Below are 22034 nucleotides of genomic sequence, written 5' to 3'. Positions count from 1 at the left end.
GCCGACGGGTGAAGCCGATGGCAGTGGTGGCAGTGCGCGAAAGGACAAGTCACGGGGTGAAGGGCTCTCATGCGTGAGATGAACGAGGACGCGTCGGTGTACGCCGGACAGCGGGCGACGGCCGAGGCGATCGAGCGGGGTGGTGGCGGCGGGCTGAGCGTCGACGCCCTGCTGGCGAAGGTGAGGAAGGCCGCGGCGCCCACGCCGACCGGTCCCGACGGAGGCGTTGCGGCGGCAGCGGTTCCGGACGTGGCCCCGGACGTGAAGGGTCCGGCGGCAGCGGTCCGGGACGTGGAGGGTCCGGCGGCAGCGGTTCCGGACGTGGCGGCTCTGGCGGCAGCGGTCCCGGACGTGGCGGCTCTGGCGGCAGCCATCGCCGCCGTGGCGGGCCGCCATCTGCCCGAGGGGCGCCTGTCGCCCGACGTCGACTTCTTCGACGCCGGGGGCACCTCGGTGGGCGCCGTGGAACTCGTCGCCGCGCTGGAGGACGAGCTGGGCATGGAGATCGCCCTCGACGACGTCTTCGCCGACGCCCGCCCGACCAGCCTGGCCCACCGCCGGCTGTCGACGGCGGGCGCCACGGCCGCCCTCTCGGCCCCGGCCGCATCGAAAACGCCCACGCCCGGGGTGATGTGGGCCCCGGACACGGCAGGTACAGCCAGGTCCGAGGGGACCTCGGCCTCGGTCACGGTGGGAAGTCCGCCGCCGTCGTCCGCCGCGGGCACCCGTCCGGCGCCCGCACCCGGCATCCTCCCCGTCCCGGCCCCCCGCACCGCCCCCGCGGTGGCCGTCACCTCCGCCCCGTACCCCACGGCCCGGCCCGAGGATCTCGACCAGATCCTGGCCGACCTGGCGCTCGCCGACCGGCTGCCCTGGACCGGCGACCCCGAGCCGCTGCCGCCCCGTCGGATCCTGCTGACCGGCGCCACCGGCTTCCTCGGCAGCCATATGCTCCTCGACCTGCTGCGGCACAGCGACGCCCACGTCTACTGCCTGGTCCGCGCCGCCGACGAGGAAGCGGCCCTCGGGCGGCTCGGTGAGGCGCTCAAGAGGTACGAGCTGCCCTGGTCGTCGGAGGTCCGCCGCCGGGTGACCGTGCTCCCCGGCGACATCCGGCGCCCGCACCTGGGCCTTTCCGACGAACTGTGGACCACGCTCACCCACGAGCTGGACAGCGTCGTCGGCGTGGCTGCGGCGGTGGACTTCCTGCGCGGCTACCAGTCGCTGCGGCAGAGCAACGTCGTCGGCTCGCTGACCCTCGCCGAGCTCGCGGCGACCGGCCGCCCCAAGCCGCTGCACCACATCTCCTCCATCGCGGTCTTCAACGAGTTCGGCATCACCGCGATGGGCGAGGACGACCCGCTCGCCCACGTCGACCGCCTCGTCGCGGGCTACGACCAGACGAAGTGGGCGGCGGAGGTCGCCCTGCGACGGGCCCGCGACCACGGCCTGATCGTCACGGCCCTGCGCCCCGGCGGCATCGGCGGCCACACCAGGACGGGCGCCTACAACCCGCAGGACCTCAGCAGCGGTCTCCTCTCGGCCTTCGGCCGCTTCCGCACGGTCCCCGCCTTCAGCCACCTGAACGCGGCCCCGGTGGACTGGGTGAGCCGGGTCGCGGTCGGCGTCGTCTGCGAACCCGACGCGTGGGGCTACGACTACAACCTGACCGGCGTACCCAACACCCTCGACGACGTCGTACGGGACATGGCGCTCGGCGGGATGCACGTACGCGTACAGGACTGGGACGAGTGGCGGACCCACGCCCTGGCCCGGCTGGAAGCCGAGCCCGTGCCCGAACTGGCCTTCCTCACCAGGGTGTTGCAAAACCCCACCGCGCTCAGGCTGTGCGAGGCGACCCTGAAGGGCCCGGCGGCCACCGCCGAGCGCACCGCCGCGCTCGTCGAGGCGCTCGGGTTGCGGCCCGCCGCCCGCTACGACGCCCAGGCCCAGCTGAGGACGTTCGAGCGGCTCGCCCAGGACGGGTTGGCCCGGCTGCCGCACAAGGACGACCAGCCCTACCTGTGGTTCTCCGAGACGACCGAGGGCGGTGTCGGCCCGGTCGGAGCCCCCGCCGACACTCCCTGCTCGATGGCGCTCACCCTCTCCCTCGCGAGCATGTACCAGCTGGTGAAGGAGCGCCGCGTCGACGTCACCGGCGAGTTGACGTGCGCGGCGGTGCATCCCGAACCCCTGGTCGTCGAGCACGGCGACGTCTGGATCCGGCCCGAGGAGGGCATCCCGCAGCGGCACGGTACGCGCCACCGACTCCTCAGCTACCGGCTGGTGTTGCGTGACGCGGATGGCGGCCGCTGGTGGCTGGAGGGCCACAAGTACGCCCGGGCCCGTCGTGACGTATGGCGCCAGACCCGGGCGCTCACCGTCGAGATCGGCCGCGAGGGCGCACCGGCGGCCCTGGCGGGCGAGCTCGTCGTGCCCGCCGACAGCTATCTGCGCGACCAGGTCGACGGCATCAAGGTCGACCCGCGCCTGACCAGCCAGGAGAAGCGGGCCGCCAAGCTGACCTGGCTCGCCTGGTTCGGCCTGGAGATGGGCCGCGGTCTGCTCGGCCCCTTCGCCCGGGCCGCCGCCGACCTCCTCGACCTCCGCCGCACCACGACCCCCTCGGAGCACCACCGATGATCCTCCGGAGCACCGACTCCCGCACCAGGCCGACGCTCCGCAGGGTCAGGAGCGCCACGACCCTGCGCCCCCTCCACCACCGCCTCGACCCGGCGCGGGTCGAGGAGATCCCCTTCCGGGCGGGTGACGGCGTACGCCTCGGCCTGACCCGGGTGGACAGCGGCGACACGGACCGCCCCGTCGTGCTGCTCCTGCACGGGCACACCGCGTCGGCCGACATGTTCCTGCTGCCCGAGACCCGCAACCTGGTCGACGTCCTGCTCGACGACGGCTACGAGCCCTGGCTGCTCGACTGGCGGGGCAGCTGCCGGCTGCCGTACAACGAGACCGGCCAGAAGTACACGTACGACGACGTCGCCCTGTACGACATCCCGGCGGCCGTCTCCCACATCCGCGGCCGCATCGGCGACCGGCCGCTGTTCGTGGTCGCCCACTGCGTCGGCTCCCTCACGCTGTCGCTCAGCATGACGGCCGGGCTGGTCCCGGGCCTCGCGGGTGTGGTGTCCCAGGGCGTGTTTCTGACGCCGAAGCTCGCGGGCCGCACCTCGCTGCGCATGTCGCTGGCGGGGGAGCTGCTCAGGTCCCGCATCGATCACATACCGGTCGACATCCGCAGGGCCGGCCTGTGGTCGAAGTACACCCCCCTGTTCGCCCTCGCCTCGCGCGGGGCGAGCTGCCCGGATCCGACCTGCCAGATCCTGCACAACTCGGCGTGGGGGACGGGCGCCTCGCTGTTCGTGCACGAGCACCTGTCCGAGGCCACCCACCACCGGCTCGCCGAGCTGCTGGGCCCCGCCCCGCTGTGGATCCTGCCGCATCTGCGCCGCATCGAGCTGGCCCGCACCGTGGTGCGCTGGCACGACGGCGACCACCGCTACCGGGCGCTGCCGCAGAACGCGCTGGACGCGGCGGCCCGTATCGACACCCCCGTCCTGCTGCTCGCCGGCAGCGAGAACGGTCTGTGGCTCGACTCCCAGAGGCTCTGTCACGACGTACTGGCCCGCAGACAGCCGCAGCTGGACGTCGCGTACACCGAGATTCCCGGCTACGGCCACCTGGACACGTTCCTCGGCCGGGGCGCGGCCCTCGACGTGTTCGGGCACATCCTCGAATTCCTCGGCGAACGACGGTGACGGCGGACCGGGCGGCCGGTTACCGTACCCGTCAGTAACCGGACCGCACCGCAGGAGGCCACCCATGCCGCAGCTCGAAGTCGACGGCGCCAGACTGACGTACGACGACGAGGGCCCCCGTGACGGTGCGGGCGCGCCCCTGGTGTTCATCCACGGCTGGACCGCCAACCGGCACCGCTGGGACCACCAGCTGGCCCACTTCTCCGCCACGCGGCGGGTCATACGGGTCGATCTGCGCGGCCACGGAGAGAGCGACGGCTCGGGACGGCGGAGCATCGGGGAGCTGGCCGGGGACGTCCTCGCCGTCCTCGATCACCTGAAGGTCGAACGGTTCGTCCCCGTCGGTCACTCGATGGGCGGGATGATCGCGCAGACCCTGGCGCTGGGCCACCCGGACCGGATCGAGCGCATGGTCCTGGTGAACTCGATCAGCCGGATGACGTACAGCAGGGGGAGGGGCCTGCTGATGGCGGTGTCCACGCGGGTGCCGTTCAAGCTGTTCGTCGCCGCCAACATCCAGCGGGCCTTCGCCCCCGGGTACCCGCGCGAGGAGATCAAGGAGTACATCCGGACCTCCGCGGCCACACCGCGGGAGGTGGTCATGACCTGCTACGGCGCGATGCGGTCCTTCGACGTCCTCGACCGGGTCGGGGAGATCCGTGTCCCCACCCTCATGATCCACGGCTACTACGACATCCAGCTGCCCGTCTCCCAGATGCTGCGGATGGCGAAGGCCTACCCGGACGCGGAGGTGCGCATCCTGGACGCCGGCCACGAACTCCCGGTGGAGAAGCCCGAGGAACTCACCTCGACCATCGACCGGTTCCTGACCGAGCGCCCCTGAGGCGCCCGCGAGCCCACGAGGTCGCCCTAGGTCGTCGCGATCGGCAGTGGGCGCCGGGCGACCTCGTGGGCCTCCTCGGGGGGCAGGCCCAGCATGCGCAGGACGAGTTCGGCCATCTCCTCGTCGGCGCCCGGGCCCGACTGCTCGGACGTGGCGGACGACTTCAGCTGGAGCAGCCCGAGGAGGGAGCCCCCCACGGCGCTGAGGGCGACGAGGGGACTGTCCACCTGGAAGCGGCCGGAGGCGTTGCCCCTCTCGATGTCCCGCAGGGCGCGGGGGCCCAGGCCGAAGTCGGCGTGGATGTAGGGGAGGCCGCCGTAGCGCAGGACGCGGGTGAGTTCCGGGTGGGTGTCGGCGAGCCGGAAGGTCAGCCGGACGCTCACCGCGAACACCTCGGCGGGGTCGTCGAGGTCGCCGGTGATCGAGTCGATCAGCTTGCCGTACTCCTCCAGCGCGTCGACGACCGCCGCCTCGAAGAGCTCCGCCTTCGTCTGGAAGTGGTTGTAGAAGGAGCCGAACCCGACGTCGGCACGCTCGGCGATCTGCTGGATGCTGGCCTCGCTCGTGCCCTGCTCGGCCAGGATCCCCTGGGCGGCGGCGATCAGGGCATGGCGGGTCCGGGCGCGCCTGCGTTCGAAGCGGTTGGCGGGCTGGGCGGCGGCTTGATCGGGCATGCGTTCATCCTAGCCGCGGCCCCTTCAGAACTGATGAGCGGATCAGTCGGCGGGCGTCGGTGATCTCGCGACGGAGGGGCGAACCGTCGAGCCTCGTAGACCCCGTGGCACGGCAGAGGCCGGAGCGGCGGACCCCCGCTCCGGCCTGCGCACCTCCGTCGGAACTACAGCCCGGCGGTCGACAGCCAGCTCTTGGCCACGTCCAGCGGGTCCTTGTTGTCGTTCTGCACCTGGGCGTTGAGCTTGACCAGGGTGTCCGTGTCGAGCTTCGCCGATACGGCGTTGAGCGCGGAAACTCCGGCGGCGGAGAGACCGCTCTTGTAGGCCAGTGGCGTCACGTTCTCAAAACCGAAGAGATTCTTCGGGTCTTGAAGGACCACGAACTTGTTCTTGGTGATTCCGGGGTCGGTCGTGAAAATATCTGCGGCCTGAATGTTGTTGCCCTTGAGGGCGGCCACGGTCAACGGCCCACCCGCGTCCAGCGCCTTGAACGACTTGAATTCAAGGCCGTATTCGGACTTGAGGCCCACCAATCCCTGCTTGCGCGTCTGGAACTCCGGTGATCCCCCGATGACCAGGTCCTTGGCCGAGGCGGAGAGGTCGGCGATCGTCGACGAGGTCGTGAGCTTGTACTTCTTGGCGGTCGCCTCGTTGACCGCGATCGCGTCCTTGTCCTCGGCCTTGGAGGGGTCGAGCAGGGTCAGCTTGGAATCGAGCGCGGCCGTGATGGCCTTGCTGGTGTCCTCGACCGTGGTCGGGGCGGCCTTGGCGTTCAGATAGGCCAGCAGCGCGCCGTTGTACTCGGGCAGGACGGTGATCGTGCCGTTCTTGATCAGACCGTAGGTGGTCTCGCGGCTGCCGATGTTCAACTTGTAACTGACCTTGATGCCCTTGGCCTTCAGGGCCTCGCCGTAGATGTCGGCGAGCAGGATGCTCTCGGGGAAGTTGTTGGAGCCGACCACGACCGTGCCGCCCTTGGCGGTGTCGCCCTTCAGCGGGTCCTTGCTGCCGGAGTTGTCGGAGGAACCGCAGCCCGTGAGGGCGGCCGCGGCCACAACCAGCAGGGATACAGCGTACGTTGCGTTCGTTCTGGTGCTTCTGGCGTGGGTCACGTTGGTCATCCAGACTTGTGCATGGGCGGTCGGCGGCCGGAAGGCATGGCGTGATGACGATCCAATCGAGCCCAGTAACGCACCGTCAAGACACGAATAGATCACCGATGGAGACCACACGGCTTCGCCGCGTGGGCGCAACCTGACCGAAACGGGCGCGAATCCGACGTATCGCCATGTCAGTTTTTGGTTGATCATGGCCGTACTCTTGCGGCAGCCGCTAATGTTGGCCGAGTCGGGGGACCTGGTTCCACTTGCTCGGCCCGAGCGTGCTGGCATGACTCAGTCCACGCAGCCCGGGCTGCGGGCTTCCAATTGGGAATGAAGTCAAGGAGGTTTGGTGCCCGCGCACAGGAAAGCCGCCCGGGGGCCGCAGACCACGGCTCCCCGAATAGGCCGGACGCCTTCCCTCCTCGACCGTTGGCCTTTCCGCAGGAAACTCAACGTCTTGGTGATTGTCCCGCTCGCCGTCGTTTCGGCGATGATCGCCTATGTCGTGTACGCCGAGATCGACTCGGCCCGTTCCGCCGCCTCCACCGCCCAACTCGTGCGGGACAGCGCGCAGGTCACCCAGCTCATCGACGGCGTGCAGACCGAGCACCGCCAGGCGCTCCTCGTCTCCCTGCGCTACGAGGCCGCCCGCTCCGGCGAGAAGGCGCCCAACACCTCCGCCTTCCTCCAGGCGCAGCAGAAGGTCACCGCCCAGGCGGAGGCCGTGCGGTCCACCTACGGGGACCGGCTGCCCGACGCCGAGGCCCAGGCGCTCAAGGAGCTGGAGGGCCTCGACAGCCTCCGCAAGACCATCGAAGAGGGTCCGATCCCCGCCGACAACATCGACCCGGCGTACGGATCGGTCATCGAGGGCCTCATCAACGGCCTCGGGCTCGGTCAGTCGGGTGGCGAGTCCTCGGAGTCCGCGGGCAATCTGCTGGACGCGCTGCTGCGCGCCGACACCGCCCACGCCTCCTTCGAGACCAGTGTGTTCGCGGCCCGCACCCGGGACCCCAACGCGCTCATCGAGTACACCGGGGCCGTCGGCGACTACGAGCAGTACACCTACCAGGCCGAGCGGTTCACCCGGTTCGCCAGCCAGGAACAGGGCGCCGAACTCGCCGCGATCGAGCACAGCCCGTACCAGAGCGTCGTCGCCCAGCACTACGCCGCACTGCAGGTCGACCCCAGCGGTCTGGTCGCGGAGAACGCCTCGCAGCTGCGCGCCGCGCTCGACGACGCCCTGGCCGCCGACCCGACGTACCAGCGTCAGGCGGAGAACCGGCTGAAGATCACCGAGTCGCTCATCCACCAGATCGCCGCCGACACCCAGAAGGCGTCCAGCGACGCCTGGTGGCAGGTGCTGTGGCTGGTGGCCGCCAACCTCGCCGCCTTCGCGGCCTGGATCCTGTTCTCCGTACTGGTCCGCCGCTCCGTGGTGCGGACCGTGCGGAGCCTCACCGAGGCGGCCCAGCACGTGGCCGACGCGGCCGAGACCGAGCTCGCCCGGGTCGCCGACGACGACGCCGACGACGCGAGCCCGCCGCGCCTGGAAGCCGTACCCGTGCCGGTCCGCGACGAACTCGGTGAACTCGCCGAAGCCTTCAACCAGGTGCAGGTGACCGCGACCGCCCTGCTGGAGCGCCAGGTCATCAGCCGCCGCAACATCGCCGAGATGTTCGGCAACGTCGGCCACCGCGTCAGCAACCTGACCGCTCGTCAGCTCGCGCTGATCGACTCGGTGGAGCGCGGCGAGACCGACCCGGAGGTACTGGACCGGCTCTACCGCATCGACCACATCGCGGTACGCCTCCAGCGCAACGCCGACAGCCTGATGCTGCTCGCCGGCATCCGCGAGACGGGCCTCAACACCGGGCCGATGCGGCTCAGCAACATCGTCCGCGCCGCGCTCGGCCAGATCGAGGGCTACCAGCGGGTCACCCCGCACGCCGAGGGCGATGTCACCGTCGCCCCCGACATCGTCGGCGACCTCACGCTGATGCTCGCCGAACTGCTGGAGAACGCGGTGACGTTCTCCCCGGCGTCCAGCAGCGTCGAAGTCGTCCTGCGGCCCCGGCACGGCTCCGGCGGCGGTGCCCTGATCGAGATCATCGACCACGGGCTCGGGATGAGCGCCGAGCGGCTGGAGGAGGAGAACGCCCGCCTGATCCGCCGCGAACGGCTCGACCTGGCCCCGACCGAGGTCCTCGGCCTCTTCGTGGTCGGCGGTCTGTCCCGGCGCTGGGGCATCGAGGTCGTCCTGACCCGCACCCCGGGCGGCGGCGTCACCGTCACCGTCGCGGTGCCCGGCTCCCATCTGCTGCTCGCCGACCCCACGGGGGCCGCGACCAGGGCCCCGCACATCCTGCCGCCGCCACGCCGCCCCGGCGGGACCGAACCGCGCCCCGCGGCGGTCGACCCGGAACCCGGCCCCTCGTCCCTGCCGCGCAGGATCCCCGCGCGCAGCCGGGGAGCGGACGGCCACACGGGCCGTCAGGAACCGATGGGCGACGGCGCCTCGGGCGGCTACGGCGGCCCGGGCGCATCCCGGCCACGGCCGGGCGGCACACCGGGCGCCACGACTCCGGGGGCGGCGCAGCCCGCGGAGCGCGCGACAGCGGGACGCGGCACGCCTCAGGACGCGGTCGGCGGCCCGGGCCACCAGCGTGGCACCGGCATGGAGAGCGGACAGGGTCGGCCGTCACGCGCCGCGGGCAGCGGTATGGACGGCGGGCTCGTGCAGCGCTCACGCGGCGCGAGCACCGGCCCGGGGAGTGCGGCGGGGCAGCCGCCGCGCGGCCCGAACACCGGCACGAGCAGCGGGCTCGGTCTGCCGCCCCGCGGTGCGAGCGCCGCGCGCGGCTCCGGTACGGCCCCGTCGGCACCCGGCAGCGCCCCGGCGCGACCGGGCGAGGGCGGCCCCAGTCCGCTCCGACGGCGCGTGCGCGGGGCGACCCTGCAGGCCACCACCGCCTCGACCCGGCTGCCCAAACAGACCATCACCAACCCACGGCCGCCCGCCTGGCAGACCGCCGACGCGGAAGCGGCACGATCCGAGATCGACGAGTTCGAGGAAGCCGTGCTGCGGGCCGAGCGCGAGAGCGCGACAGAGGCTCGCGGTACCGGCTTCGGGTCGGCCCGTTCAGGGGGCCGTCCCGACATCTCTGGCGATTCCAGCACAGAGAACAACAGACCCTCATTCCCGGAAGGCATGAGCAAGTGACCATGTGGACAGGTGGACCGGAGTCCGCGGCCGTGGAACAGGCGACGGACGTGAAGGCCGCCGCTGCCGACTTCAATTGGCTGCTCAATCGTTTCGCCACCGAGACCGCCGGCGTCGTCGACGTGATCGGGGTGTCCTCCGACGGTCTGTTGATCGCGGTGTCCCAACTGCGCGGCAAGGCGGACTCGGAGCGGCTCGCGGCCATCGTCTCCGGGATCACCAGCCTCGCCATGGGCGCGTCCGGCAACTACGGCCTCGGCGGGCTCAACAAGGTCATCATCGACCTGGAGGAAGGGCACGTCCTGGTGTCCGCGCTCGGCGCGGGCGCGGTGCTCGGCGTGGTCGCCTCCAAGGAGGCGAAGCTCGGGAACATCGCGTACGAGATGACCCTCTTCGCCAACCGCGCCGGTGCCGCTCTGAGCCCGCAACTGGTCATGGAGCTCAAGAACACCGTGGGGATCGCGCCGACCGGTTGACGGTCGGCGGGGGCGTCACGAAGGCCGGGACGACCCGCGAGCTGAAGGGTGAGGACGAGATGACGGCCGGCGAGCCATCAGCCGCCGACGACGCATGGGGAGTGGACCACCCCCCGTCGATCGTCAGGCCATTCCTGCTGACCGCGGGCCGGATCGCCGGCGGTGACAGTCTGGTGCCGACGATTCCGATCGAGACGCAGGTCGTCGCGACGGATCTCGGTCTGGCCACGCTGGACGCGTTCGTCTTCGACCAGCACCGCGACATCATCACGATCTGCCGCCAGCCGCAGTCGCTGGCGGAGATCGCGGCGAAACTGCGGATGCATTTGAATGTGATCAGGGTGCTCGCCGACGATCTGCGCGCCGACGGTCAACTGGCCTTGTACGCACCGCAGGCCGAATCCGCCCGCGACGCCACCGTATTGCGAAGGGTTATCGATGGTCTCCGAGCTATCCCCGACTCCCGGGGCGCGATCCGTGAGCGCTGACACCGAGGGTCCCCGGCCGCCGATGCCGGTGAAGATGGTGATCGCGGGCGGCTTCGGCGTGGGCAAGACCACCACCGTGGGTGCCATCTCCGAAATCGAGCCGCTCACCACCGAGGCGTCCATCACCTCGGTCGCCGCGGGCATCGACGACCTCTCCCACACCCCGGAGAAGATGACGACCACCGTCGCCATGGACTTCGGCTGTGTCACGCTCGACCCGACCCTGAAGCTCTATCTGTTCGGCACCCCCGGCCAGGAGCGCTTCGGGTTCATGTGGGACGACCTGGTCGAGGGCGCCCTCGGCGGGCTCGTCATCGTCGACACCCGCCGACTCGACGACTGCTACGCGGCCGTCGACTACTTCGAGCACCGCGAGATCCCCTTCGCGGTGGCCGTCAACGCCTTCGACGGCAAGGTCGAACACGATCTGAACGACGTACGGTGGGCCCTCGACGTCGGCGACCACGTGCCGCTCACCGTGTTCGACGCCCGCGAACGCGGGTCCGTGAGGGACGCGCTCCTCGTCGTCCTCGAACACGCCCTGGCGACCGCGCAGCAGTGAACGAGGGAAGAGGGGGGACGGGCCTTGCGGCTCGTCCCCCCTCTTCCCTTTTCTCTTCCCTTTTCCTCAGGCCGTACGGCGCCTGCGCACTCCCGGGGACACCGCCACCCGGGCAATGGCCCAGAACAGCACCAGCACGAGCAGCGCCAGGATCGCGGTGAGGGCCGCGCCGCCCACCACCTTCTCGTAGTTGCGCTGGTAGAGGCCGTCCAGGATGTAACGGCCGACCCCGCCGAGGCTCACATAGGCCGCGATGGTCGCCGTGGACACGATCTGGATCGCCGCCGAACGCAGACCGCTGAGGATCAGCGGCAGCGCCGCCGGCACCTCGACCTGGAACAGGACCTTCCCCTCCGGCATGCCCATTCCGCGGGCGGCGTCGACGGGGGAGGGATCCAGGGTGCGGATCGCCTCGTAGGTGGTGATGAGGATCGGCGGGACCGCCAGCACCACGAGCGGGATCATCACGGGCACGATGCCGAGGCCGAGCCAGACGAACATCAGCACCAGCAGCCCGAAGGTGGGCAGCGCACGGGCACCCGCCGACACGAAGGCCAGCGCGTTGCCGCCGCGCCCGGTGTGTCCGGTGACCAGGCCGACGGGCAGGCCGACGGCCGCGGCGATCGCGAGCGCCCCGGCGGTGTACTGGAGGTGTTCCCACACGCGCTGCGGGATCCCGTCGTACCCGTGCCAGTGGGAGCCGTCGGAGAAGAAGGACTGAATGAAGTTGAGTACGTTCACGAGACGCTCTCCGGGGTGCGGGCGGCGCCCGCGATCGTGGACGTACGGCGTTTGGCCTTGCGGCCGGAGGCGGGCTGCCAGGGGGTGAGCACGCGGCGCAGCAGGACGAGCACGGCGTCGACCAGCACCGCGAGAACGGCGGTGGTGACGACCGAGTTCACGGCGAGGAGAGGGCGGTGGTAGAGCATCGCGGTGGTGAGGAGGTTGCCGAGCGCCCCCTGGTTGCCGATCAGCGAGCCGACGCTGACCAGACTGATGCTGGAGGCGGTCGCCACGCGCAGTCCGGCCATGATCGCGGGTACGGCGATGGGCAGTTGGACCTGGAGGTAGCGTCGCAGCGAACCGATGCCCATCGCCGCGGCGGCGGCGTTCGTCTCCTCGGGGACCGAGCGGACGCCGTCGACGACGGCCGGGACGAGAACCACCAGACTGTAGAGCGTCAGCGGGATCATCACGGTGGTTTTGCTCAGGCCGGTGTAGTCGATGAGCACCACGAAGAAGGCGATCGACGGGATCGCGTACAGCACCGTGGTGATCCAGAGGACCGGCGGATAGATCCAGTTGACGCGGACGCACAACAGGCCGATCGGCAGCGCCAGCAGGAGGCCGACGAGAACCGGGACCAGCGCCTCCTGCATGTGTGTGGAGATCAGGCCGAGATAGCTGCTCTGGAGGTCGCTCGGGATGTCGAAGAAGCCGTTCATCGCGAGGCCTTCACCGTGGAGACGCCCTCGGAGTCCGCGGCGCGGCGCTGCCTGGCCGCGCGGATCGCGGCGGCGACCGTCTCCTGCCCGGCGAGCCCCAGCACGCGTCCCGCCCCGTCCACGGCGACCGCCTGACCGGTGGGCGAGAGCACCGCCCGGTCCAGCGCGACCCGCAGCGAGTCCTTGCCCACCTCGAAGGCCTGCCCATGCGGCTCCAGCGCTTGGACGTCACCGGCCCACACCGTCAGGTCGGCCCAGCCCAGCGGCTTTCCGTCCGCGTCGGTGACCAGGACCGGCTCCGTGCCGCCCGGCTTTCCGGCGAGCTGCTGCCAGTCGCTGCCGACCGGGAAGACCCGGGAGCGGTCGAGCGCGAGGTCGCGGGTGGACAGGAACGACAGCCCGCGGATGCCCCGGTCGCCACCGAGGAACTCCTCCACGAACGCGTCGGCGGGCGCCGACAGCAGCTCGTCGGGGGCGGCGAACTGGGCGAGCTTGCCACCGGTGCGCAGTACGGCGACGCGGTCACCGATCGTGATGGCCTCGTCCATGTCGTGGGTGACGAACACGATGGCCTTGCCCAGCTCGCCCTGGATGTGCAGCAACTCCACCTGCAGACCACGGCGGACGACCGGGTCGACGGCGGAGAACGGCTCGTCCATCAGCAGGATCGGCGGGTCGGCGGCGAGCGCGCGGGCGACACCGACGCGCTGCTGCTGGCCGCCGGAGAGCTGGTAGGGGTAGCGGCGGGCCATGGCCGGGTCCAGGCCCACCCGTTCCATCAGTTCCGCCGCGCGGGCGCGGGCGCGCTGCTTGGACCAGCCGAGCAGCCGCGGCACCGTGGCGATGTTGTCGAGGATCGTGCGGTGCTGGAAGAGCCCCGCGTTCTGGATGACGTAACCCATGGACTGACGCAGGGCGTTGACCGGCTTGCGGAGGATGTCCTCGCCGTTGACGCGGATCGTGCCGCTGCTGGGCTCGATCATGCGGTTGATCATCCGCAGTGTGGTGGTCTTGCCGCACCCCGAAGGCCCGACGAGCACGGTGATCGAGTGGTTCGGTATCTGGAGGGACAGGCGATCGACGGCCACCGTGCCGTCGGCATATCGCTTGCTGACATCTTCGATGGCTATCAAGCGTCGAAACCCTTCGGGAACGGCTGTGATCGGACGTGACCGGATCACATGCACGAGGGTGCGTAGTCTAGCCAGTTGGCGCGTACGTTCGGGCACCGCAGGGTGGCCGGTTGTGGAGGGTGCGCAGGTGGAGCCCGCCGCGTCGCACGAGCCGGTCGGGTGAGAGCGGGCGCTCCGCCGTGCGGGTGATCTTCGGGCGTGGCGGCGCGGAGGTGACGACATCCCCCGGGAGACTGTCGCCCTCATGCTCTGTCGCCCCTGCCGCCACAGCCCGGAGAGACCCACTTGCGATTCCCCTTCCGCCGGGCCGCGCTGGCCGGCGCCGCCGTGCTCGTCGTGTCGTCCGCCCCGGCCACACCCGCCGCCGCGGACGACACGGTGGCCGACCCGGCCCAGTACGTGAACCCCTTCGTCGGTACCGCGCCGGGAGGGGCCGATTTCGGCCATGGCGGCGGTGCCGGAAACACCTTCCCCGGCGCGACCGCACCCCTCGGCGGGGTGCAGTGGAGCCCGGACACGGTGACCTATCAGCACGGCGGGTACGCGTACGGGGACAACCGGATCAGAGGGTTCAGCCTCACCCACATCTCCGGGGCCGGCTGCAGGGACTACGGCAACGTGCCCTTCATGCCGATGCTCGCCGGCGACACCAGCGGGCGGGCGACCTTCTCGCACGCCAACGAGCAGGCGACACCCGGAAACTACCGGGTCACCTTCGACAACGGCATCGGCAGCGAACTCACCGCCACCCGGCGCTCCGGCATCGCCCGTTTCACCTACCCGGCCACCGACGACCGCCCCGCCGCGCTGAGTGTCGACGCGGGCAAGGCGTTCAACGCGGCGACCGGAACGGTCGACATCGGCACCGACACCCTGTCCGGGTTCACCAACAGCGGCGGCTTCTGCAAGTCCGCCAACCGCTACCGGCTCTACTTCCACGCCGTGTTCGACCACCCCTTCGCCCATGTCGTCCACCCCGACGGCAGACCGGGCGCCGCGCAGGTCTCCTTCGGCCCCGACGTACGCACGGTGACCGTCCGCGTCGGCGTCTCCTTCGTCAGCGTCGACGGCGCCCGCGGCAACATCGCCGCCGAGCAGCACAGGAACCCGTACGACCAGATCCGACGGGCCGCCCGTGCCCAGTGGAACGACTGGCTCGGCCGCATCAGTGTCGGCGGCGGCACCGACACGCAGCGCCGGGTCTTCTACACAGCCCTGTACCACTCGCTCCTGCACCCCAGCGCCTTCAGCGACGCCGACGGCCGCTACCCCGGCATGGACGGCCGCATCCACACCACCCCCGCCGGACACGTCCAGTACGCGAACTTCTCCGGCTGGGACGTCTACCGCTCCCAGGTGCAGCTGCTCGCCCTGCTGGCCCCGCACGAAGCCTCCGACATCGCGCAGTCCATCCTCAACCAGGGCCGCCAGGCGGGCTACTTCGACCGCTGGACCCTCGCCAACGGCGGCACCGGCGTCATGGTCGGCGACCCGCTGCCCGTCATCGCCTCCGCCGTGTACGCCTTCGGCGCCACCGACTTCGACGCCCGCGGCCTGCTGCGCGCCGCCATGGCGGGCCGCGACAACGATCGCCAGCGGCCCGGACACGCGCAGTACGACGCCCTCGGCTACATCCCCGCCGGCACCAAGAAGGTGTGGGGCTCGGCGGCCACCACTCTCGAATACGCCGTCTCCGACTACGCGTTGGCCCAGCTCGCCCACCGTCTGGGCGACACCGCCGCCTACGACATCCTGCTGAAGGCCTCCAGGAACTGGCGCAACCTCTTCAACCCCGCCACCGGCTACCTCCAGCCGCGCGCGGCCGACGGCACCTGGCCGGCCTTCACCCCCGCGCAGAAGACCGAGTACGTCGAGGGCAACGGCGCCCAATACACCTGGATGGTCCCGCACGACCTGCCCGGCCTCTTCACCCTGATGGGCGGGAACGCCGCCGTCACCGCGCGCCTCGACACCTTCTTCACCCAGCTCAACGCGGGCGGCGCCCAGCCCTACGCCTACCTCGGCAACGAGCCGTCGTTCGACACCCCCTGGGCGTACGACTTCGCCGGCCGCCCCGACCGCGCCCGCGACACCGTCCGCCGCGCCCTGGCCACCCTGTTCAGCGACCGTCCCGACGGCCTCGTCGGCAACGACGACCTCGGCGCCATGTCCTCCTGGGCGGTGTGGGCGAGCCTCGGCATGTACCCGCAAGCCGCCGGCACCGGGCAACTCGCCCTGGCCGAACCGGCCTTCCCCAGTGTCGTGGTACACCGACCGGGCGGCCCGAGGACGGTGCTCGTCGCGCCCGACGCCTCCGCCACCAGCCGCGACATCCGCACGCTCGCGGTCACCGCGCCGCAGCGGAAGGGTTCATGAGTCCGGCGTCGAGGCAGCGGGCCGTTCGGGGCCGTCAGACGGCGACGACCCCGACCCCCGCCTCCGTGAACCGCCGCACGGTCTCCTCGTCCACCGCCGTGTCGGTGACCAGTGTGTCCACCGACTCGGCCGCGCAGATCCGGGCGAAGGCGCGGCGGCCCAGTTTGCTGGAGTCGGCGGCGACGATCACACGCTCGGCGCGCTCGCACAGCAGCCGGTTGATCGCCGCCTCGGCCTCGTCGTGGGCTGCGGCCCCGTGCGTCACGTCGAAGGCGACCACGCCCAGCACGGCGACGTCCATGGTGATCTGGCTGAGCACACCGTCCGCGAGCGGCCCGACCAGCTCGTACGACTGCGGCCGGGCCACCCCGCCGGTCAGCACGATCTTGAACTGGGGCCGCACGGCCAGTTCGCCCGCGATGTTGAGCGCGTTCGTCACCACGGTCAGCGCGGGCGACCCCGAGGCGAGATCGGGGTGTACCGCCAGTGCGCGGGCCACCTCGGTGGTGGTCGTGCCGCCGGTCAGGCCCACCGCCTCGCCCGGCACGACGAGATCGGCCACCGCCTTCGCGATGCGCTGTTTCTCCGTGGCGTGCCGGGCGGTCTTGTAGCGCAGCGGCAGTTCGTACGACACGCCGTGGACGACCGCGCCGCCCCGGGTGCGTACGAGCATCTGCTGCTCGGCGAGCTGGTCGAAGTCGCGCCGGATCGTGGCGGGTGACACCTCCAGCTCGGCCGCGGCCTGCTCGACCTCCAGCCGGCCCCGCTCCACGAGCAGTTCCAGCAGGGCCTTCCAGCGGGCGTCGCGCGACATCCGCACTCTCCGTTCCTCGATCCTTCGCGACCCTAGCGCACCCCCCGGCGCACCACATTCCCTGGCATTTCCACAGACGACATGCTTGATTGTGCTCGAAAGTCGGCCTTAACTTGCACTATCTTGCATGGACAGCGTCAGTGGGAGGGGTACGGCATGACCCATGTCGAGCATGAGCTGAAGAGCCAGCCCGAGTGCTGGATCCGCGCCGCCGAGCAGGCCAAGGCGCACGACGGCGCGCTGCCGGAAGCGGGGGAGCGGGTCGCGATCGTGGGCTGCGGGACCTCCTTCTTCATGGCGCAGTCCGCCGCCGCCCTGCGTGAGGGGTCCGGGCAGGGCGAGACGGACGCCTTCGCCGCCTCGGAGTTCCCGGAGGGCCGCTCCTACGACCGTGTGGTCGCCCTCACCCGTTCCGGCACCACCACCGAGGTGCTCGAACTCCTCGGGCGGCTGCGCGGACGTACCCGGACGACCGCGATCACCGCCGACCCCGCGACCCCCGTGATGGACCGCGCGGACGACCTCGTCGTACTCGACTTCGCGGACGAACGCTCCGTGGTGCAGACCCGGTTCGCGACCACCGCGCTCACCCTGTTCCGCGCCCACCTCGGACTGCACACCGACGACGTCGTCGCCGACGCGCGCACCGCGCTCGCGACCTCGCTGCCCGAAGGGCTCGTCGACTGCGCGCAGTTCACCTTCCTCGGCCGCGGCTGGACCGTCGGGCTCGCCAACGAGGCCGGGCTGAAGATGCGTGAAGCCTCCCTGGCCTGGACCGAGGCGTACCCGGCGATGGAGTACCGGCACGGACCCATCAGCGTCACCACCGCCGGCACGGCCACCTGGATGCTCGGCGAGGCCCCCGAAGGGCTGGCCGAGCAGGTACGGGCCACGGGGGGACGGTGGGTGGCGGGTGAACTCGACCCGCTCGCCGAACTCGTCCGCGCCCAGCGGCTCGCGGTCGCCGTCGCCGCGGCCCGCGGACTCGACCCCGACCGGCCGCGCCACCTCACCCGCTCGGTCGTCCTCGCCCCGTCGGCCCGCTGAGCCGTCGGGCCGCGCGCCCAGAAGGAGGAGTTGTGCCACTCGCAGCCACCGGTGACCTGGTCACCGCCGCGGCCGGAGCGCGGACCGCCGTCGCCGCGTTCAACATCATCACCCTGGAGCATGTCGAGGCCGTCGTCGCGGGCGCCGAGTCCGTGGCCGCCCCCGTCGTCCTCCAGGTCAGCGAGAACGCCGTGAAGTTCCGCTACGGACGGCTGCTGCCGCTGGCCCGCGCCGCCGCCGCGGCCGCCGAGCGCGCCTCGGTGCCCGTCGCGCTGCATCTCGACCACGTACAGAGCGACGACCTGCTCCGCCAGGCGTCCGCCGCCGGATTCAGCTCGGTGATGTACGACGCGGCCCGGCTGCCGTACGAGGAGAACCTCGCCGCCACCCGGGCCGCCGCCGACTGGGCACACGCACAAGGCCTGTGGATCGAGGCCGAGTTGGGGGCGGTGGGAGGCAAGAACGGTGAGCCGCCGCTCGACGCGCACGCGCCCGGCGCCCGCACGGACCCCGCCGAGGCCCGCGCCTTCGTGGCCGACTCCGGCGTGGACGCCCTGGCCGTCGCGATCGGCAGCTCGCACGCCATGACCACCCGCACCGCCGCCCTCGACCACGACCGCCTCAAGCGGCTGACCGCGGCGCTCGGAGTGCCGCTCGTCCTGCACGGCTCCTCCGGAGTGCCGGACGACGAACTGGCCGCGGCCGTCGCGGGCGGCATCGCCAAGGTCAACGTGGGGACCGCCCTGAACATCGCGATGACCGGCGCCGTCCGGGAGTTCCTCGCCGCCCACCCCGAAGCCGTCGACTCCCGCAAGTACCTCAGCGTGGGGCGGGAGGCGATGGCGGAGACGGTGGCACGCCTGATCCGCGTACTGGGCGCCTGACCTCAGGGGGCACCGACGTCGACCAGCTTCTCGAAGAAGAACTCGTGCTTGAGGAACGACACGTCGTACTCGCCCCCGGGACACGGCGGGATCAGCTGTGCCGCCTGGAACAGCCGCCAGCCGTCCCGCAAGGCGTCCACACCCGACGCGTACGGCGGCTCGTCGCTGTCCCCGGTCGTGGGGGACGTGCGGCCGGTGCCGTCGTAGGCAGACCAGCCCACCACCTCCGAGTCCAGGGCGGAGGTGGCCAGATAGAGGACCAGAACCTGCTGACGGGCACTCATACAGCTTCCCTCCTGGGCTGGTTGGAGACCCGGGTCACCCAGTGGTCCAGGTCGAAGGAGTCGTCCCCGGTGAGCGCGCGCCACAGCAGGACCCGGTGGTAGATCTCGAGACGGCCGGTGGCGGGCTCGTACCAGGGGAACGTCGTGGAGAGTTCCTCGGCGACCCGCGGGTCGCCGAGGTCCGAGGTGTCCCACAGCCGCCGCTGCCGCACGGTCGGGTTGAAGCGGATCTTGAACATGTAGCGGACCACGTCGCTGTCGTTGCGCCGCCCGCCGTGCCACAGGCCATGGTGCAGAAACACCACGGTGCCCGCCGGGCAGACCAGCCGGCTCTGCCCGCGCAGATTCTGGTAGCGCCCGGTGTCCGACTCGTTGGTGCGCCGCAGATGGCTGCCCGGCACGCTGAGCGTGCCGCCCATGTCGAGGGTGACGTCCTGCGGGTAGTACATCAGCTGCACGTCGAAGGCGTCGGTGCGCACATCGATGATCGCGTCGGCGTGCAGCGGCTGCGCCCGCCCCTCGTGCGGCTCGCGGAGGTGGACGTAGTGGTGGTCGACGGCGGGTCCTGGCCCGACGAGGCTCCGCAGGGCCCCGGCCACGGCGGGGAGTTCCAGCAGCCGGCGGACGAAGGAACCCGCCGGGTAGACGGCCGGCACGGAGCTGCCGTAGGGCACCTCGGGCACGCCCTCGCGCAGCACCTCCATGCCCTCGGCGTTCATCTCCGGCGGCACCACGGCGTCCAGCCGCAGCGAGCCGTGGGCCACGAAGTGCGCCATCCGGACCGAACTCAGGAGTGGGATGTTCGAGGTGTGCTCCGGTGTGTTGGTCATGCGACTCAACGTAGGGTCGGGGCCGCCGACGGCGCGTGGGCGCGGCTCACCACTGCTGGTAGCTTTTCACCATGCGGGAGACGGACGTCCACCTCGGCGAACCGCCCGCCGTCGTCAACATCGGCGTCGGCGTGCACGGCGTGGCGAGCCGCACGGACGTCTTCCGGCTGCCGGAGCTGTGGCAGCTGCACCTCTACCAGTACGACGCCGAGCTGACCGTCGACGGCACCACGCACACCATCCGCCCCGGCCGCGTCAGCCTCGTACCGCCCGGCACCACGGTCCGCTACCGCTACCAGGGCCGCTCCGAACACCTCTACGCCCATCTGCGCATCGCCCCCGCCGGGCCGCCTCGCACCGTCCCCGTGATGCAGGACGCGGGGCCCGAATTCCCCATGCTCTCCAGCCTGTTGCTGAACGCGATCGCGGCGGCCCCCGGAGCGCCCGAGCACACCCGGGCCGAGATCTGGACCGCGCTGTGGCGCGTCGCCCGGCTCACTCCGCCCACCGCCGCGAGCCGCGGCCCGCACCCGGCGGTGGGCACGGCCATCGCCCACATCGAGGCCCGGCTGGCGGCGCCGCTCACCATCCCGGAGATCGCCCGCGCCGCCGGGATCTCCCACAACCACCTCACCCGGCTCTTCCGCGCCGAGACCGGCACCACGGTCGTGGCCTACATCCGCCGCCGCAGACTTCAGCGCGCCCACCATCTGCTGCGCGCCACGACGCTCTCCATCCCGGCGGTCGCCGCCTCCGTAGGCATCCCCGACCTGCAGGCCTTCAACAAGGCGTGCCGCCGCGAACTGGGCGCCTCGCCCCGCGTACTGCGCGGAACTACTTCTTGACGGCCCTGAGAACGACGAACTTCGCGTCACTCGCCACGAGTTCGCTGTTGCCGAAGAGGCGGCGCAGCTTCAGGTGGTAGCCGAGATGGCGGTTCCCGATGACCCACAGCTCGCCGCCCGGCCGCAGCGCGCGCCGCGCCCCCGAGAACATCCGCCAGGCCGTGGTGTCCGTCGTCGCCTGGTGCGAGTGGAAGGGCGGATTGTTCAGGACGAGGTCCACGCTCCCGGCGGGTACCTCCGCGAGCCCGTCGCCCACGCGGAACTGCGCACCCACGCCGTCGGTGTTCTCCCGGTACGTCTCCTCGGCCGAGGCGACCGCCTGGTACGACTCGTCCACGAACAGCACCTCCGCCTCCGGGTTGGCCAGCGCCATCGCCGTACCGACGACTCCGTTGCCGCAGCCCAGGTCCACGATCCGCTCGGGGCCCCGGCTGCGCGGCAGGTGCTGGAGGAGGAAGCGGGTGCCGATGTCGAGACGGTCGGCGCAGAACACACCGGCGTGGTTGACGACGGTACGGCCGGAAACCAGGCCGATGTCGTCGGGGAGCCGGTAGCTGTACGGCCAGGGGTTGGCGGCCCGGGCGATCCCGGGGTACGGGGTGCAGAAGATCAGCCGGGCCTTCTTCTCGGCCAGCGAGGTCCGGGTCGGGCCGAGGATCCGCTCGAAGAGGTGCAGCGTCGAGGTGTGGATCTCCTTGACCATGCCCGTGCCCACGACGACGGTCCCCTCGTGCACGCCGGGCGCCAGCCGGTGCAGCTGGTCCTCCAGCAGGGCGAGGCTCTTCGGCACCCGGACGAGCAGGACGTCGATGCGGTCGGGAGGCGTGTCCTGGGTGGTCAGCAGCCGTACCGCGGTGGCCTCGACCCCGTTGCGGGCCAGGTTCGCCCGGGTCGCCTCCTGCGCGAGGAAGGAGTCGGTGATCTGCGTCGGCCGGTGCGCCGACAGCGCCGTGGCGAGCGCTCCCCAGCGGTCGCCGACCACCACGACCGACCCGGACAGCGGCGTTCCGCTCTCCGCGAGGTGCCGCAGCAGATAGGTGTCGGCGGCGTCCCAGGCACGGAGCTGGTCGCGGGGGTCCTCGGGGAAGCGGGCCAGCGCGTACTCGGCCCAGGGCGCGGTCATCCGGTCGTTCATCGTGGGTCAAGGCTAGCCGAGCCGCAGCTCAGCCACGTGCGGGCCGGGTCTTGATCGGATGCGGGCACGGAACGGGCGGGGTGCGCGAGGATGGT

20 protein-coding genes are annotated in these 22034 nt (G+C 71.3%); 11 read left to right on the top strand and 9 right to left on the bottom strand.

Annotation, left to right across the window (positions count from 1 at the left end; all coding sequences use genetic code 11):
* Positions 1-69 precede the first annotated feature (69 nt).
* The 3 genes from FNV62_RS09655 (at position 70) to FNV62_RS09645 (ending at position 4620) form a co-directional block, all read left to right on the top strand.
* The gene (locus FNV62_RS09655) at positions 70-2643 is read left to right on the top strand and encodes a thioester reductase domain-containing protein (protein ID WP_144315077.1); all 2574 of its coding nucleotides are present in this window, start codon (positions 70-72) and stop codon (positions 2641-2643) included.
* Entirely contained in the window at positions 2640-3776 is a 1137-nt protein-coding gene (locus tag FNV62_RS09650) for an alpha/beta hydrolase (RefSeq protein WP_097283578.1), read from the top strand. The genes FNV62_RS09655 and FNV62_RS09650 overlap by 4 nt, the downstream gene beginning before the upstream one ends.
* A 64-nt stretch (positions 3777-3840) precedes the next feature.
* A complete protein-coding gene (locus tag FNV62_RS09645) occupies positions 3841-4620 on the top strand; it encodes an alpha/beta fold hydrolase (RefSeq protein ID WP_143600668.1) in 780 nt (259 codons plus the stop codon).
* Positions 4621-4646: 26 nt separating this feature from the next.
* Here FNV62_RS09645 and FNV62_RS09640 read toward each other — a convergent pair whose 3' ends face one another.
* Positions 4647-5294, bottom strand: coding sequence for a TetR/AcrR family transcriptional regulator (locus FNV62_RS09640; protein WP_143600666.1), 648 nt, complete (start codon positions 5292-5294; stop codon positions 4647-4649).
* Between the two features lie 164 nt (positions 5295-5458).
* Positions 5459-6415, bottom strand: coding sequence for an ABC transporter substrate-binding protein (locus FNV62_RS09635; RefSeq protein WP_097283575.1), 957 nt, complete (start codon positions 6413-6415; stop codon positions 5459-5461).
* Positions 6416-6857: 442 nt separating this feature from the next.
* On the opposite strand from FNV62_RS09635, the gene FNV62_RS09630 reads away from it, so the two are divergent.
* Genes FNV62_RS09630 through FNV62_RS09615 form a run of 4 tightly spaced genes read left to right on the top strand, consistent with a single transcriptional unit; the run spans position 6858 to position 11146 of the window.
* Positions 6858-9620 carry an ATP-binding protein gene (locus tag FNV62_RS09630; protein ID WP_225900828.1) on the top strand — a complete coding sequence of 921 codons (2763 nt, stop codon included), beginning with the start codon at positions 6858-6860 and terminating at the stop codon, positions 9618-9620.
* Between the two features lie 2 nt (positions 9621-9622).
* Entirely contained in the window at positions 9623-10096 is a 474-nt protein-coding gene (locus FNV62_RS09625) for a roadblock/LC7 domain-containing protein (RefSeq protein ID WP_054228754.1), read from the top strand.
* Positions 10097-10155: 59 nt separating this feature from the next.
* Positions 10156-10584 (top strand): DUF742 domain-containing protein, encoded by a 429-nt coding sequence (locus FNV62_RS09620; protein ID WP_097288801.1) that lies wholly within the window; start codon positions 10156-10158, stop codon positions 10582-10584.
* The gene (locus FNV62_RS09615) at positions 10535-11146 is read left to right on the top strand and encodes a GTP-binding protein (RefSeq protein WP_054228753.1); all 612 of its coding nucleotides are present in this window, start codon (positions 10535-10537) and stop codon (positions 11144-11146) included. The genes FNV62_RS09620 and FNV62_RS09615 overlap by 50 nt, the downstream gene beginning before the upstream one ends.
* A 66-nt stretch (positions 11147-11212) precedes the next feature.
* On the opposite strand, the gene FNV62_RS09610 is transcribed toward FNV62_RS09615, so the two are convergent.
* Genes FNV62_RS09610 through FNV62_RS09600 form a run of 3 tightly spaced genes read right to left on the bottom strand, consistent with a single transcriptional unit; the run spans position 11213 to position 13724 of the window.
* Positions 11213-11887 (bottom strand): ABC transporter permease, encoded by a 675-nt coding sequence (locus FNV62_RS09610; RefSeq protein ID WP_060898546.1) that lies wholly within the window; start codon positions 11885-11887, stop codon positions 11213-11215.
* Positions 11884-12591, bottom strand: coding sequence for an ABC transporter permease (locus FNV62_RS09605; RefSeq protein ID WP_054228751.1), 708 nt, complete (start codon positions 12589-12591; stop codon positions 11884-11886). The genes FNV62_RS09610 and FNV62_RS09605 overlap by 4 nt, the downstream gene beginning before the upstream one ends.
* The gene (locus tag FNV62_RS09600; RefSeq protein WP_144315075.1) at positions 12588-13724 is read right to left on the bottom strand and encodes an ABC transporter ATP-binding protein; all 1137 of its coding nucleotides are present in this window, start codon (positions 13722-13724) and stop codon (positions 12588-12590) included. Before FNV62_RS09600 ends, FNV62_RS09605 begins: the two co-directional genes overlap by 4 nt.
* 285 nt (positions 13725-14009) lie before the next feature.
* Here FNV62_RS09600 and FNV62_RS09595 point away from each other — a divergent pair, with 285 nt between their 5' ends.
* Complete coding sequence (locus FNV62_RS09595) at positions 14010-16100, top strand: GH92 family glycosyl hydrolase (RefSeq protein WP_143612679.1); 2091 nt, start codon at positions 14010-14012, stop codon at positions 16098-16100.
* A 34-nt stretch (positions 16101-16134) separates the two neighbouring features.
* Here FNV62_RS09595 and FNV62_RS09590 read toward each other — a convergent pair whose 3' ends face one another.
* Positions 16135-16914 carry a DeoR/GlpR family DNA-binding transcription regulator gene (locus FNV62_RS09590; RefSeq protein WP_097283571.1) on the bottom strand — a complete coding sequence of 260 codons (780 nt, stop codon included), beginning with the start codon at positions 16912-16914 and terminating at the stop codon, positions 16135-16137.
* Positions 16915-17070: 156 nt separating this feature from the next.
* On the opposite strand from FNV62_RS09590, the gene FNV62_RS09585 reads away from it, so the two are divergent.
* Together FNV62_RS09585 and FNV62_RS09580 are read left to right on the top strand one after the other, a co-directional pair.
* Positions 17071-17961, top strand: coding sequence for an SIS domain-containing protein (locus FNV62_RS09585; protein ID WP_143612678.1), 891 nt, complete (start codon positions 17071-17073; stop codon positions 17959-17961).
* 32 nt (positions 17962-17993) lie between these two features.
* On the top strand, positions 17994-18845 hold the full coding sequence (locus FNV62_RS09580; protein WP_144315074.1) for a class II fructose-bisphosphate aldolase: 852 nt from the start codon (positions 17994-17996) through the stop codon (positions 18843-18845).
* 2 nt (positions 18846-18847) lie between these two features.
* On the opposite strand, the gene FNV62_RS09575 is transcribed toward FNV62_RS09580, so the two are convergent.
* Together FNV62_RS09575 and FNV62_RS09570 are read right to left on the bottom strand one after the other, a co-directional pair.
* Positions 18848-19129 (bottom strand): hypothetical protein, encoded by a 282-nt coding sequence (locus FNV62_RS09575; protein ID WP_097283568.1) that lies wholly within the window; start codon positions 19127-19129, stop codon positions 18848-18850.
* Positions 19126-19959, bottom strand: coding sequence for a phytanoyl-CoA dioxygenase family protein (locus tag FNV62_RS09570; RefSeq protein WP_097283567.1), 834 nt, complete (start codon positions 19957-19959; stop codon positions 19126-19128). Before FNV62_RS09570 ends, FNV62_RS09575 begins: the two co-directional genes overlap by 4 nt.
* Before the next feature lie 71 nt (positions 19960-20030).
* Here FNV62_RS09570 and FNV62_RS09565 point away from each other — a divergent pair, with 71 nt between their 5' ends.
* Positions 20031-20804 (top strand): AraC family transcriptional regulator, encoded by a 774-nt coding sequence (locus tag FNV62_RS09565; protein WP_097283566.1) that lies wholly within the window; start codon positions 20031-20033, stop codon positions 20802-20804.
* On the opposite strand, the gene FNV62_RS09560 is transcribed toward FNV62_RS09565, so the two are convergent.
* Entirely contained in the window at positions 20794-21939 is a 1146-nt protein-coding gene (locus FNV62_RS09560) for a methyltransferase (RefSeq protein WP_205523141.1), read from the bottom strand. The two genes, FNV62_RS09565 and FNV62_RS09560, sit on opposite strands and share 11 nt — an antisense overlap.
* Between the last annotated feature and the right edge of the window lie 95 nt (positions 21940-22034).

It is taken from the genome of Streptomyces sp. RLB3-17, assembly GCF_007113425.2.
In the GTDB taxonomy this organism is placed as follows: Bacteria; Actinomycetota; Actinomycetes; order Streptomycetales; family Streptomycetaceae; genus Streptomyces; species Streptomyces mirabilis_D.
Note: the sequence above shows the minus strand (reverse complement) of the source record. Positions and strands in the feature narration are given on the sequence as shown.

What these genes read in the sequence shown, in the direction of transcription:
- FNV62_RS09655 (WP_144315077.1), top strand. Translation starts at nt 70, where the DNA reads ATGCGTGAGATGAACGAGGACGCGTCGGTGTACGCCGGACAGCGGGCG.
- FNV62_RS09650 (WP_097283578.1), top strand. Translation starts at nt 2,640, where the DNA reads ATGATCCTCCGGAGCACCGACTCCCGCACCAGGCCGACGCTCCGCAGG.
- FNV62_RS09645 (WP_143600668.1), top strand. Translation starts at nt 3,841, where the DNA reads ATGCCGCAGCTCGAAGTCGACGGCGCCAGACTGACGTACGACGACGAG.
- FNV62_RS09640 (WP_143600666.1), bottom strand. Translation starts at nt 5,294, where the DNA reads ATGCCCGATCAAGCCGCCGCCCAGCCCGCCAACCGCTTCGAACGCAGG.
- FNV62_RS09635 (WP_097283575.1), bottom strand. Translation starts at nt 6,415, where the DNA reads ATGACCAACGTGACCCACGCCAGAAGCACCAGAACGAACGCAACGTAC.
- FNV62_RS09625 (WP_054228754.1), top strand. Translation starts at nt 9,623, where the DNA reads ATGTGGACAGGTGGACCGGAGTCCGCGGCCGTGGAACAGGCGACGGAC.
- FNV62_RS09620 (WP_097288801.1), top strand. Translation starts at nt 10,156, where the DNA reads ATGACGGCCGGCGAGCCATCAGCCGCCGACGACGCATGGGGAGTGGAC.
- FNV62_RS09615 (WP_054228753.1), top strand. Translation starts at nt 10,535, where the DNA reads ATGGTCTCCGAGCTATCCCCGACTCCCGGGGCGCGATCCGTGAGCGCT.
- FNV62_RS09605 (WP_054228751.1), bottom strand. Translation starts at nt 12,591, where the DNA reads ATGAACGGCTTCTTCGACATCCCGAGCGACCTCCAGAGCAGCTATCTC.
- FNV62_RS09590 (WP_097283571.1), bottom strand. Translation starts at nt 16,914, where the DNA reads ATGTCGCGCGACGCCCGCTGGAAGGCCCTGCTGGAACTGCTCGTGGAG.
- FNV62_RS09585 (WP_143612678.1), top strand. Translation starts at nt 17,071, where the DNA reads ATGACCCATGTCGAGCATGAGCTGAAGAGCCAGCCCGAGTGCTGGATC.
- FNV62_RS09575 (WP_097283568.1), bottom strand. Translation starts at nt 19,129, where the DNA reads ATGAGTGCCCGTCAGCAGGTTCTGGTCCTCTATCTGGCCACCTCCGCC.
- FNV62_RS09570 (WP_097283567.1), bottom strand. Translation starts at nt 19,959, where the DNA reads ATGACCAACACACCGGAGCACACCTCGAACATCCCACTCCTGAGTTCG.
- FNV62_RS09565 (WP_097283566.1), top strand. Translation starts at nt 20,031, where the DNA reads ATGCGGGAGACGGACGTCCACCTCGGCGAACCGCCCGCCGTCGTCAAC.
- FNV62_RS09560 (WP_205523141.1), bottom strand. Translation starts at nt 21,939, where the DNA reads ATGAACGACCGGATGACCGCGCCCTGGGCCGAGTACGCGCTGGCCCGC.